The organism is Brucella lupini, assembly GCF_002252535.1.
Classification (GTDB): Bacteria; Pseudomonadota; Alphaproteobacteria; order Rhizobiales; family Rhizobiaceae; genus Brucella; species Brucella anthropi.
In genome coordinates this window covers 102,041-114,876 of record NZ_NNRN01000055.1, presented here as the reverse complement: position 1 = coordinate 114,876, position 12,836 = coordinate 102,041, and the positions used below count along the sequence as shown (strand labels likewise).

The following is a 12,836-nucleotide window of genomic DNA, read 5'->3' as shown; positions in this document are numbered from 1 at the left end:
GCTTTATTCAAGCCCGAGAAACAGGCCCGTATGGAGCCGCGCCCGTTCGACAAGGCTATCTTCGAAGATATGCTCGCCCAAAGTATGCAGGCCATCGCCGCGCACGCCGATGGAATCGAGCGTCGGGATGCCGAGCGCGCCAGTGAAATTGCCATCAGACCCGCCGCCCGAACTCTGTGCGGTCATGGAGAAGCCGATCTCCTTGGCAATGTCATTGGCGAAGTTAAAGAGCTTCATATCCTGCGGCTGTGCATTTTCCCACACCGGCCGCGTCACGCCGCGCGTCACGATGAATTCGACATCGTCTTTCATGCCCGCAAGTGCCATGATCCTCACAACGCCATCTTCGAGATCCTTCTGGGTCTTGGCCATACTAAGCACTTCGGCCTTGCAGTTCGAGGAAACGCAATTGACCCATTGTCCCGCCTGAATGACTCCGACGGAGAACGTGCAGTCATCCGAGGAGAGCGCTTCAATATCGATGATCTTTTCAGCCATGCGGCGGATGGCGGAGCGGCCTTCCGTCAATAGCCAGCCGGCATGGCTGGGCCGTCCGACCGTCTCGAGATTAAAGCGGGCAATCGCATAGCGACCCACCACAGCACCACCATCGCGCCGTGCAGGTTCGGGCACCAGAACATACTTGTTCTTGAGAGCTTCGTGCTCAATCAGATCACGCGTCGAGGGGGTTCCGACTTCCTCATCGGGCGTCAAAAGGAAAGTGACGGGCAGTTTCGTTGTCAGTCCCGAGCGAGCGATCTGGCGCATGGCTTCGAGAGCGACGAAATTCCCGCCCTTCATATCCTGGATGCCGGGGCCATAAATCCTGCCAACTTCGCGGCGAAAGGGATTTACATTAATGACGCCGAGCGGATGTACTGTATCGAGATGACCGGACACCAGAACGCCCGGCTTGCCCTGATCCGCATGCGGGAAGCGTGCACGCAGAGAGCCGCCAAACCCCATGCGTCCGGGAATGAATTCGATGCTCGCACCCGCGGCGGCAAAATCATAAGCGGCAACGTCAACCATGCGGTTTACGGCGTCAGCATCAAAGGTCGGGCTTTCCGTCTCGATCCATGGGCGCAGGCGCCCGATCATCTCGTCGAGATCGAATGACAGTTCATGCGCACTCATGCGGCAAATTCCTTGTTCACAGGCAGACGAGTTTCCACGATCCGGGCATAGATCGACGATCCGATGGGCAACGTTGCGGGATCTAGGGTAAAGGCGGGATTGTGAAGGGCAGCTTTGCCGCCATGCAGCACATTGATGTAGGCACCGGGCACACGTGCGAGCATGTCGGCAAAATCTTCACTGCCCATGAAAGCCGGGCAATCGTCGGTCACGTTTTCCTCGCCCAGAACATCACGTGCAGCCGCGATATAAGCCTCAGCCAGTTCGTGATCATTACGCAAGACATCGAACACATTGCGAATTTCGACATCGACGGTAATGCCGTAGCCTGCCGCGACACCGGCGCAAATATCGCGCAGGCGACTTTCGGCAAGATCGCATATGCGCTTTTCGAAATAGCGGATGGTACCGGTGATGGACGCGACTTCCGGCACGATGTTGTAAGCGCTGCCGGTGTGAAACTGGGTGCAGGAAACAACACAAGCTTCAGTCGCCGGAATGTTGCGAGAGACTATAGTTTGCAACTGACCGACCAGGTCGGCACCGATCACTAGCACATCGCGCGAATTATGCGGCTGGGCGGCATGGCTGCCTTTGCCGGTCAGCTTGATGTCGAAGAAACTCGCACCGGCCATGGCCGCGCCCTTGCGGATAACGGCTTTACCGAGCGTGCCCAGGGGCTGGTTGTGCATGCCGTAGATTTCATCGCACGGAAAGCGCTCGAACAGGCCTTCCGCGATCATACCGCGTGCGCCACCTAACCCTTCTTCGGCGGGCTGGAAAACGAAAACGGCATTACCTTCGAAATTGCGCGTTGCCGCGAGATATTGCGCGGCACCGAGCAGCATCGTCGTGTGGCCATCATGGCCGCAGGCATGCATGCGTCCGGGGTTCTGCGAGCTATATGGAACGCCGGAAATTTCGTCTATAGGCAGCGCATCCATATCCGCGCGCAGGCCGACCCGACGATTCCCGGCATTACGCCCCTTCAGGATGCCAACAACGCCGGTCTTGGCAATACCGGTGTGAACTTCATCGAAGCCCCATTTTTCCAGAAGAGCGGCGACAACGCCCGACGCGTGTTTCTCCTCAAAGCCGATCTCGGGATGACGATGCAAATCCTCAAAAACCGCGCGCATCTCGCCGGCTTTCTCCTCAATAAACGGTATGATGGGCATGATTTCATTCCTGTTTAAAATCACTCGGAAAATCTTGGGGGGCCTGTGACCCCAATCAGACAACGGTTAGGCGACGGGTTGTCCCGCCGCAAAATCCCAGAAACGACCGGGAGCCGCTTCAATCAGTGCGCGCGTATAGTCATGCGACGGACTTCTCAGCACATCGTCCGCATCCCCCTGTTCAACCACCTTGCCACGCTTCATCACCAGCACCTCATCGCAGATTTGTGCTGCAACCCGTAGGTCATGCGTAATGAAGATGATGGCGATACCGGTATCTTTCTGGAGCTCTGCCAGGAGATCGAGAACTTGCGCCTGCACCGACACATCAAGCGCCGACACAGCCTCGTCCGCAACCAGAATATCCGGCCGCAGGGCGACCGCGCGGGCAATTGCGATGCGCTGGCGCTGCCCCCCTGAAAACTGGTGCGGATAACGCTTCAAAGCATCGTCCGGTAAGGATACGATCTTCAAAAGCCGCTTTGCTTCCGCAACGGCATTTTCATAAGAGACACCGTAGTTAAGCGGCCCTTCGGTCAGGCTTTGTTCGATGGTCCAGCGCGGATTGAGCGAGCGGAACGGGTCCTGAAATACAACCTGAAGTTTTTTTCGAAACGGCTTCATGTCGCGCTTGCCAAGATGGGCGATGTCGCGGCCATCGACAACGATCTCGCCTTCCGTCGGCTCGATCAAGCGCATGATCGACCGCGCCACCGTCGTCTTGCCGGAACCAGATTCACCAACAATACCAAGTGTGCGACCCGGCTGGAGATCGAAGGTGACTTCGCTCGATGCCTTGACGCCGGGTTTTCTTTTGAAAATGCTGCCGCTCTTGTAGGTCATACCGAGATTACGGACCTGAATTATCGGATCGCGTCCCTGCGGTTCGCGCGCCGCACGTGGAATGAGGCTTGGTACCGAACTGAGCAAGTCTTTCGTATATTCCTGCTGTGGCTGTGTCAGCACCTGTCGAATTCTGCCATGCTCCACGATCTCACCGTTGCACATCACGCAGACCCGGTCCGCGATCTCGGCAACCACGCCCATATCGTGCGTGATGAACAGCACGGCAGTTCCATGCTTATCTTGCAATTCGGCAATAAGCGACAAAATCTGCTTCTGCGTCGTCACATCAAGTGCTGTCGTCGGTTCATCGGCGATCAGCAGTATCGGCTCCAGAATGAGCGCCATGGCGATCATGATGCGCTGTCGCTGTCCACCAGATAGTTGGTGCGGATAGCTCTGATAAATGCGCTCGACATCGGGCAGATGCACCTGCTCCATGATGTTTATAACTTTGGCGCGTTTTGCATCTGCAGACAATCCAGTATGAATATCTAGCACCTCGGTGATCTGTTCGCCCACCCGCATGACGGGATTGAGTGCCGTCATAGGCTCCTGAAAGATCATGGAAATGCGCTTGGCGCGGATTCTCTTCATATCGTAGGGCGACAGCTTGAGGAGGTCCTTGCCATCCAAGCGGATCGCGCCGCCCTCCACCTTGAGGGCATGCTTGGGCAAAAGCCCCATCGCCGTCAGCGAGGTCACCGATTTGCCCGATCCGGATTCGCCGACGAGGCATACTGTTTCACCCTTGCGGATATCGAAGCTGACTCCACGCAGGACGGGTGTGCCGCCTGGCAAGGCCACGACGAGGTTCTCCACCTCAAGCACAACGGTCTCTTGCGATAAATCACGATTGCGCAATTCCATATCAGCCCTCCCGCTTCTTGAGACGTGGATCGAGACTATCGCGCGCCGCATCACCCAGAAGATTGATCGACAGTACGCACAATGTCAGCAACAGGCCGGGCCAGAGCACAATCGAAGGTTTGATACGGAAGAACTGGCGGCCCTCCGCCATAACATTGCCCCAAGTCGGAATCTCTGTGCTGATACCGGCACCGAGGAACGATAGGATCGCTTCGGTCAGGATCGCCGAAGCGACGATGTAAGTCGCCTGTACAATCAGCGGTGCCATCGTGTTCGGCAGAAGATGCCGAAACAGAATTTTCGGTGTGCTGGAACCGAGCGCCAACGCTGCTTCAACATAAGGCTCTTCCCGGGCACTCAGAATAATCGAACGGACCAGACGCACCACGCGCGGAATCTCGGGAATTGTAATCGCCACAATCACCGAACCGACGGACGGCCCGTTTAGCGCAACGAGCGCGATGGCGATCAGGATCGACGGCATCGCCATCAGGGCATCCATCATGCGCATGATGATCGCATCGGCGGAACGAAAGAAACCAGAGATGAGACCAATGAAGACACCGGCCGCAATCGACGCCGTTGCGGCCAGAAGCCCGATCAGGAGCGAGATCCGCCCGCCAAGGATCATGCGCGAGAAGAGATCGCGACCGTAATTATCCGTGCCGAGCAGATATTCGTCCGAAGGCGGTTTCAGGCGCATCAACGGGTTCATGGTCAATGGATCGTGTGGCGCGATCCAGGGCGAGATGAGAGTGAGCAGAACGATTACGGCAAGAAGAACGCCCGCAATCAGTGGCCCGATACCGACGCGAGCGACGCGCGGCAACGAGAACAGGCGAAGCATCCAGTGCATGCCGGCCGATGTCGATTCAGAGCGCATCAATAACGAATCCTCGGGTCGAACAAAGTATAGGAAAGGTCGATCAGCAAATTGACGAACACGTAAAGCGCACTCGTCAGAAGGATCATGGCCTGAATGACCGGGTAATCGCGCGCGAGCACCGCATCCACGGTCAGGCGACCGATGCCCGGAATATTGAAGATGCTCTCGGTGACGACGACACCGGAGATAAGCAGAGCAAAACCCGTACCTACAATCGTGACGACCGGCACGGCCGCATTCTTGAGCGCATGCACGAAAAGTAGACGGCGGTCACTCACTCCCTTGGCACGGGCGGTTCGGATGTAGTCTTCACCCAGTACATCCAGCATCGCCGCACGGGTCATTCGGGCGATGAGCGCGATATAGATCGAGGCCAATGTCAGGGAAGGCAGGATTGCGCGTTCCATGAAACCACCGAAGCCCGATGAAATCGGCTTGAAACCCTGCACCGGCAACCAGCCGAGATTGACAGAGAAAATCAACAACAGCACATAACCGACCAGAAACACAGGCACGGAAAAGCCGAGAACCGAAAAGCTCATCACGAGATAATCGATCCAAGAACGATGTCGCCATGCCGCGACGACGCCCATGGGGATCGCCACAAGAACTGCAATGATGATTGTCAAAACGGCAATCGAAATGGTCGGACCGATGCGTTGCGAGACCATGTCCATTACCGGAACGCCGGAAATCAGCGATACACCGAGATCGCCCTGCAACATATTACCCATCCAGGTGAAATATTGGGTCAGGATCGGTTCATTAAGGCCCATGGCCTCGCGAATGCGTTCCAGTTGCTCGGTCGTCGCCGTGTCGCCTGCGAGGATCGCCGCCGGATCGCCGGGCGTCAGGCGCAGAAGAAGGAAAACGAAGATCGATACCAGCAGCAGAACCGGCACTAGCGCAAGAATGCGTTTTATCAGATAGACAGCCATATACGCGTCCCACGTGAGGCGGAACCGCAGGGGGGAGCCGGTTCCGCATTGAACAGGGCGCTATCACGCCAGGGAGATTTCAGCGCGATAGAGGTGGCAGGATTATTCCTCTGTCTTTTTCACGTTCCAAAAGACCGGAACAGGCGAGCCAAGCATATCCACGATATTTGCTCGGCGTCCCTGTGGTGGATTATACTCGCCAAGCGGAATATAGAGCACATTCTCAAGCGTATGCGCCTGTATCTTCTCGATCACAACCTTGCGGTCTTCCGGTGACTGCGCGTTGATATAGTCCTTCTTCAAAACTTCGATCTGGTCGTCCTTCGGCCAGCCGAACCAACCCTGATCGCCACGGCCGTTGAGCATTACCGAATTGAGCGGCGTTGCGATTTCTGGAATCTGCCAATTGGTGAAGAAGATATTCCAGCCGCCTTTCGATGGCTCTTCCTTGGAAGCGCGGCGACCGACCAGCGTCTGCCAGTCCATCGGCTGCATATCAACCGTGAAACCGGCCGCGCGCAATTGCTGTGCAGCGACGACAGGCTGAGGTGAAAGGCTGGTCACATCCGTCGGCTGCATCATCACAACCGGCTTGCCGTCATAGCCAGCCTTTTTAAGGAGCGCCTTGGCTTCTTCAATATTGCCTTTCGCAGTTATGGTTTCGGCGCCGATATCGGTGGCATTCGGCGTACCACAACCGAAAATCGCGCCGCAAAGCTTGTAATAGCTGGGGTCCGCCATAAGCGCGGCCAGTACCGGCTCCTGCGACATGGCAAGGAAAGCAGCGCGCCGAATATCAGGATTGTCGAAAGGAGGATGCTTGAAATTCAGGCGACCCATGGTCTGGTAGCCAAGCGGATCGCGCTTTTCCAGAACGACGGAATCGTCCCCGTCGAACAGCGGAACCAGATCAACCGGCACCTGCTCTAGATAATCGATTTCGCCGCTCATCAGCGCATTGACCGCCGTCTGCGCGTCAGTCATTGTAAGCCAACGTACCTTGTCCACATTCACGACCTTGCCCCCAGCCATCCAGCTCGCAGGCTCTTTTCGCGGAACATAATCCTCGTTCTTGACGTAGCTGACACCGACGCCCGGCTGGAACTCCGCAGGGACGAACTTGAACGGGCCCGAACCGATATGTTCGGTGATGGCAGTGTCCGCAGGGGTCGCTGCAATGCGGGCGGGCATGATGAAAGGGGGAAGGGCAGCCTGCTTCGACAGCGTATCGAGGAACGGTGCGAAAGGTTCCCTGAGCGTCCATACCAGCGTCTTGTCGTCGGCGACCTTGAGTGATTCCGTAATGTCCATGATTAGCTGGCCGCCCGCGTCGCGCTTGGCCCAGCGTTGCAGCGACGCCACTGCATCGGTTGCGGTAACTGGTGTGCCATCGTGGAACTTGAGTCCATCACGCAGCGTCAACGTATAGACTTTCTGGTCGTCGGAAATCGTCCAGTCCGCCATTTGCGGCTGCGGCTTGAAATTCTCGTCCACAGCGATCAGCACATCGTAGATCATATAGGCATGATCGCGCGTGATATGCGCCGTGGTAATAATTGGATCGAGCACACGTAGATCGGAATGCATGACAGCAGTCAGGGTCGTTTCAGCCCATGCATTGCCTGGTGTGTTGCCAGCACCGAGTGCGATCAGAGAAGCGGCTAGTCCATACTTCATCCGGCGAACAATTGGGCCGGAGGCAGGGGATTTGAAAAACAACATCTGAGTGGTTCCTCTGAAAGTTTTTTTGTTTGTTTATTGTTTGAATTCTTTTCCGAACGGTTCGAGCCGAATACCCGGGCGCAGATATTTCCATGGCAGTTGAGCGGGGCTCAACGGCATGGCGCCTGGAGCAGTGCACACCAGAAGCTTCTCGGCAATCGGCGCGAAGTCGGCGCGGAAATGCACAGAGCTTTTATTGACGAGAATGGCTTCCTGTTCCGGCTCGATACCCACCATGCGATACAGCGCGCGATCCGCCATTTGCGCGAGATTGGTCGTTACCACGACGCGCGTTCCGCCAAGCCGCAGACATGCCGACAGCCCCATATGCAACCATGCACCGCCATAATACGGTCCAGTTGCATGCACTTTGCCATCAGAAAGTTTCTCTACCTGAAACCGCGCTGTGAATGGCGCATCTCCGGCGATACCGGACTTGCCGCCTAGCGATATTTCGATTTCGGCGCCCTCGCCTGCCCGATGAGCGAGTGCTGCAGCGTCTGGATCGTGCATGCAGCCGATGGATGCCCGCTCGGCACCACAGGACACGAGTGCCCGGAGCATGCCTGTCGTGTCAGAGCTGCCGCCAGCGCCCGGATTGTCCTGCGTGTCGGCAATCACAACGGGACGCGTTGCATTGCGGGAAAGTTCGATCGCTTTTTCGACACCTTCTTCAGGCTGATAGGCAATGCCTGCAAATGAGCTTTCCGCGGCAGCAAGTGCATCGGCAATGGCATCCGCACAACACTCGACCGCAGCGCGATCCCACCCATAGGCGAAAACAGAGGGACCGCATTCAGCAAAATCGGCAGCAGGAAAGCCCATGAAGAGCGAAGCCGTCTGCACGTTTTCCGGCAAGTTGACAGTCATGCCATAAAGGGCCTTGGCGGGCTGCTCGTCGGTGCATTGCCATGCAATTGGAATGAGATAATCGCCCCGGCGCATCGTCTTGTGCCAACCATCCGATCCGTCCATCAGCGCCTGCAACGCCTCGGCCGAACGAAAACCGGTTTCAGCCATATCGACGTGCGGGTAGGTGCGGAAACCAACCATGACATCGGTAAGATCGAACATGCGCTTTGTTATATTACCGTGCAGATCGAGGGCAACGGCAATCAGTTCAGTGGGGCGAACAGCTCGAACCCGCTCCAGCAATTCACCTTCGCCATCATCCACATGCGCCGCAACCATTGCACCGTGTAGGTCGATGAAAATTCCGTCGAGCGGACCGCAATCCTTCAGCCCTGCCACGATTTCCGTGACTATAGCCTCATAGGCGTCTTGCGTAACTGGTGCGGACGGTATGGCACCCGCCCAAAGGATCGGCACAATCTCCCATCCTGCTTCGCGTGCAAATTGCAACGCACCGGCAATACCCAGATTGACGTCTTGCGCACGCTCGATAATCGCATCGCCACGTGACAGTGGAATATAGCCACCGCCTTGAACAAATGCCGCCTTATCAGCTGGAGCCACGGCAAACGTGTTCGTTTCATGCAAAAAGCCAGCAACAGCCACGCGTTTTGACACGAGCTTACTCCCAATTCATCGATTTGCCCCCTCGGGCAGGAACGTGTATCTGTGAGCGATACATCTATATCTATTTTTATCTTAGGAACCAATTTTGGCTCTTGTCAATCCTAGAACGACGACTAAAGATTTTTCCCATGAACACGTTTCGAGACTTGGGCGGTATCTCCACTTTTCACCCCGACGAGGGGGAAGCGTACAATGAGGATCCATTATTCCTGCGCTCTGTTGCGCGGACCGTGGCCGTCATGATGGCGTTTCAGAAGGCGCGACAGCCGCTGTCGCTGAGCCAAGTCGCGACTGCGGCGGGAATCGACCGCAGTGCGGCACAACGCATCGTTCATTCGTTGCAGAAACTGGATGTAATCGCCCGCGATCCCGCAGACCGCGGCTATTTACCAGGCCTGCGCATTCTCGATATGACCCATGATCTGTTGCGGCTCAATCCGATGCTGCAACGCGCCAACCCGATCATGCTGGAGCTGCGACGCCGCGTGCACGAACGAGTTGACCTTTCGCTTTTCGATGATGTTCGCGTTGTGTATGCCGTGCGCATGCCCTCGAAGCATGAAATATTCAGCGCGACACTCGTCGGACATGCTGTGCCAACTTATTGCACGGCCGGTGGTGTGGCCATTCTTTCAAAACTGCCTGACGAAAGAATTGCCGACATCGTTGGCCGCTCCGACCTGACGCCCTTCACGCCCCATACGATTCAGTCTCTGGCAGAGGTAATGGGAGAAGTGAAGGCCACGCGGGAGCGCGGGCATTCTGTCCTGTGTCGCCAGCTTTTATATAATGAAGTTGCGATCGGGGCAGCCATTCTTGATGCAGAAGGCAATCCGGTCGGCGCAATTCATGTGGCTGGTAGCCTGCAGGAATGGACGGCTGATAGCTTCAGTGAGAGTTTCGGACCACTCGTTGAAAATGCCGCACGCACTGTTTCAGAACGCCGGTGACCGTTTGGGTCAACGTGTTGGCACGTCATATTCAAGGCCATTGCCATGCAGGACCCGGTTAATTATTTTGATCGTGTCAAAGTCTACTTGAGGATACTGATGACTACGCCGCCTATCATTTCTGATTTTGCTTCCGTAATACAAACGTCTCTTGCTCCTGTCTTTCTATTAGCGGGCACGGCAGGCTTCGTGAATATCTATACAACTCGTCTTGGAAGAGTATCGGATCGCCTGAATGAGGTTGCTGAAAGGTTGGAGCGAAACGAAACGTCACGTGTGCAGCTCGCTTATCTACGGAGGCGGACGCTTGCCCTGGAGATTGCCGTGGCGCTAGGAGTCATCGCTGGCGTCTGCACGGGTGCGGCAACGTTGAATCTTCTCGCTGGAGCCCTCTCGTTCGGACTGCGCCACGAAAATCTCTACTGGTTTTTTGGAGGAGCCATCGTCTCGCTCATACTGTCTCTCGTTGCATTCTTGTTTGAATTGCTTCTCGCGGGACGAAACATGTTACGGCAGATTCGAATGGATCAAGCTGGAGAATGAGACAATCGTTTCTGGTGCGAGGCGCTTGGGCGGCGTGGACAAATTTGAGCCAGTATCTTGCGGAGGCAATGGTGCGGTTTGATGAAGCGCTATGGCTTTGTTCCAAACCGGATCATCCTCGATAAACTTCGTTCCCACGATGCGGCAAAGGCGGACCGGACTACCATAATCTTGAAACTTTCAACGGTGGAAAGTGCCGGCTGTATCGTGTGAAAGTAAGGTACCACGGGTCTCTCGCAACCTCGCAAACTTAACGTGATACCACTAAAAGTGTAATCAGCGACGCGAGAACTTCACCGGCGCCGTGATAGTCCTGTTGACATCGGGCGGTGGTGCGGGAACCGGTGAGGCACGCTGGACCAGCGACAGGACTTCGCTGTCGAGTTCGGGAAAGCCCGACGAACATGCCAGCGAAGCCGACAGGACCTTGCCCGTTTCGTCGATACGGAAGCGGACATAGACGACGCCTTCCTCGCGACGAGACTTTGCGCCCGCGGGATAACGCTTGCGCCGCTCCAGATGCGCCATCAGCCGCGACTGCCAGCGGGCCGGACTGACCGAAGACGCAAACAGGCCCGATGCCGACTGGCGTGCTGCGTTGCGACTAGATTGGGTCACCTGCGCCTGTGCCTGATTCAGCTGCCGCGACACAGCCTGCTCCTGTTGGCGCTGTTTGACCGGCTTCTCTTTCGGTTCTTCTTTCCGAACGATTTTCTTTTCCAGTTCGGGCGGTTTTGGCCGGGCAATCGGTAGTGGAACCTCGACCTTGTCCAGTTGAACCAGTTCTTCCGCCTGTTCGTCCCCAACCGGCTCCGGCTCCTGTTGGGCTATTTCCTCCGGCTGTTTCGGCTCCTCTATCGGTTCTTCCACATTTTCTGCAGGCGCGCTGGCATCCGCTGTTTCCTGATCGGGAGAGACTTCGTTTTCTTCCGTCACTTGCGCTTCCGGCATTTCCGCAAGCTCGATCATGATCGCCGCTGGCGGCATGTCGTCAGCAGCGACCATCGCGGCATCACGCAAGAGCCACAGCGCCGTGCCAACATGAATAGACAGAACCATGAGCCCGGCACCGGCCCATAGGGTAAACTCCGAAAAGCCGTTGCCGAAACTCCGATCGTCTTCAATATGCTTCATGTCGAACTGACTTATGTCCTTTGGTGCTTCAGACGCAGGCTTCCACCCGTTTTTGCGGTCCGACGAAGAGAAGCAGGCCTGCGCAAAGCAGTACGTTGATCGCCATTTCGAAATGCCAGAAGAGGCGTGAGCCGAGTGCAAGCGCAACAATGCAGAGGATGACGATCAAGGCGAGGACCGACAGCCGGAAGAGACGCGGAAACGCGCCGAGCCTTCGCCAGAGCGAAAGCGTGCGACGCGCAATACGATTGCTCTCGAGCCAGTGCAGGGCCCGCGATGACAACTGGATGAAACAAAGCAGCGCGCAGAAGCCAAACAGAGCGGACGGCATCAGCCAGACCTGCAAGCCAACCAGCGCGGCCCCGCTGAGCAGAAAGCCGAGTGCTAGATAACCTGCGCGTTGTCTTTCGTCGGGATAAGGTGCTGTTTCGCCAGATGTGAAATCCCCGTTACGGGTCGACAGGTCGACAGCGTTCATTCAAACATCTCCCGCACAAGTGCATGAACACGACGGAAAGCTGTCTCCGCACCCGCGACCACCCGGTCTTCTTCGGCTTCGCTCAGTGCGATCTCGTCCAGCGCTGCGGTAAAGGTCCGCCAGTGCAGCCCGCGTCCTTCCGGTGCACCGGCCAGATGACGGGCGCCGAACTTTTCATGAAGTCCAAGCTTTTCCGCCTCTTTCAGCAGGAATGCGGCGCCGAGATTGGAGCCTTCCGCCACATAGAGCCAGCCAAGGGCCGTCGGAATATCGACCGGCTGCCGGACGGTGAATGCCGGTTCTCTATCCGTCGCCGGATGCGGATGCGCCAGATCGTCCAGATCCTGGCTAATCTGCGCGAAGCGGCGCCGGCCTTTCAGATCAGGCAGAAGCGCATCAAGTGCCTTGTTGCCATAGAGTGCGTCGATATCGCGGTGGAACTGATATTGCATCGCCGCAAAAAGCCCGTAGCGATCACGGCTTGCGAAGGGATTTCCACGCATGATGCTCTGATCCAGCCGTTCATGCGTCTCTGCCGTGCACGCCTTCAGGCGTTTCGAACGAAGAAGGGCGGGGTGTCGGATAATGACGGCTTCTGACATGACGTTTTTCCCTGTT

Annotated in this window: 12 protein-coding genes; 2 read left to right on the top strand and 10 right to left on the bottom strand. The window is 56.6% G+C overall.

What is annotated here, in order from left to right; translation table 11 throughout:
• Nucleotides 1-3: 3 nt before the first annotated feature.
• The 7 genes from CES86_RS20225 to CES86_RS20195 form a co-directional block, all read right to left on the bottom strand.
• A complete protein-coding gene (locus CES86_RS20225; RefSeq protein ID WP_094515211.1) occupies nucleotides 4-1,137 on the bottom strand; it encodes a M20/M25/M40 family metallo-hydrolase in 1,134 nt (377 codons plus the stop codon).
• Nucleotides 1,134-2,315: a M20 aminoacylase family protein gene (locus tag CES86_RS20220; RefSeq protein WP_094515210.1), complete on the bottom strand. Its 1,182-nt coding sequence runs from the start codon at nucleotides 2,313-2,315 to the stop codon at nucleotides 1,134-1,136. Before CES86_RS20220 ends, CES86_RS20225 begins: the two co-directional genes overlap by 4 nt.
• 66 nt (nucleotides 2,316-2,381) lie before the next feature.
• On the bottom strand, nucleotides 2,382-4,028 hold the full coding sequence (locus CES86_RS20215) for an ABC transporter ATP-binding protein (RefSeq protein WP_094515209.1): 1,647 nt from the start codon (nucleotides 4,026-4,028) through the stop codon (nucleotides 2,382-2,384).
• 1 nt (nucleotide 4,029) lies between these two features.
• Complete coding sequence (locus CES86_RS20210) at nucleotides 4,030-4,875, bottom strand: ABC transporter permease (RefSeq protein ID WP_235819971.1); 846 nt, start codon at nucleotides 4,873-4,875, stop codon at nucleotides 4,030-4,032.
• Nucleotides 4,876-4,910: 35 nt separating this feature from the next.
• Entirely contained in the window at nucleotides 4,911-5,852 is a 942-nt protein-coding gene (locus CES86_RS20205; protein ID WP_094515207.1) for an ABC transporter permease, read from the bottom strand.
• A gap of 102 nt (nucleotides 5,853-5,954) precedes the next feature.
• The gene (locus CES86_RS20200) at nucleotides 5,955-7,574 is read right to left on the bottom strand and encodes an ABC transporter substrate-binding protein (RefSeq protein WP_094515206.1); all 1,620 of its coding nucleotides are present in this window, start codon (nucleotides 7,572-7,574) and stop codon (nucleotides 5,955-5,957) included.
• A gap of 33 nt (nucleotides 7,575-7,607) precedes the next feature.
• A complete protein-coding gene (locus tag CES86_RS20195) occupies nucleotides 7,608-9,104 on the bottom strand; it encodes a M81 family metallopeptidase (RefSeq protein ID WP_094515205.1) in 1,497 nt (498 codons plus the stop codon).
• A gap of 137 nt (nucleotides 9,105-9,241) precedes the next feature.
• Between CES86_RS20195 and CES86_RS20190 the strand changes: the two genes are divergently transcribed.
• Together CES86_RS20190 and CES86_RS20185 are read left to right on the top strand one after the other, a co-directional pair.
• Nucleotides 9,242-10,063 carry an IclR family transcriptional regulator gene (locus tag CES86_RS20190; protein ID WP_094515204.1) on the top strand — a complete coding sequence of 274 codons (822 nt, stop codon included), beginning with the start codon at nucleotides 9,242-9,244 and terminating at the stop codon, nucleotides 10,061-10,063.
• Nucleotides 10,064-10,162: 99 nt separating this feature from the next.
• A complete protein-coding gene (locus CES86_RS20185) occupies nucleotides 10,163-10,606 on the top strand; it encodes a DUF2721 domain-containing protein (RefSeq protein WP_094515265.1) in 444 nt (147 codons plus the stop codon).
• A gap of 276 nt (nucleotides 10,607-10,882) precedes the next feature.
• Here the strand turns inward: CES86_RS20185 and CES86_RS20180 are convergent, their stop codons facing one another.
• Genes CES86_RS20180 through CES86_RS20170 form a run of 3 tightly spaced genes read right to left on the bottom strand, consistent with a single transcriptional unit; the run spans nucleotide 10,883 to nucleotide 12,820 of the window.
• A complete protein-coding gene (locus tag CES86_RS20180; RefSeq protein WP_094515203.1) occupies nucleotides 10,883-11,740 on the bottom strand; it encodes a TonB family protein in 858 nt (285 codons plus the stop codon).
• Nucleotides 11,741-11,768: 28 nt separating this feature from the next.
• Nucleotides 11,769-12,218 (bottom strand): DUF454 family protein, encoded by a 450-nt coding sequence (locus tag CES86_RS20175; protein WP_094515202.1) that lies wholly within the window; start codon nucleotides 12,216-12,218, stop codon nucleotides 11,769-11,771.
• Nucleotides 12,215-12,820: a biliverdin-producing heme oxygenase gene (locus CES86_RS20170; RefSeq protein ID WP_094515201.1), complete on the bottom strand. Its 606-nt coding sequence runs from the start codon at nucleotides 12,818-12,820 to the stop codon at nucleotides 12,215-12,217. Before CES86_RS20170 ends, CES86_RS20175 begins: the two co-directional genes overlap by 4 nt.
• Nucleotides 12,821-12,836 lie beyond the last annotated feature (16 nt).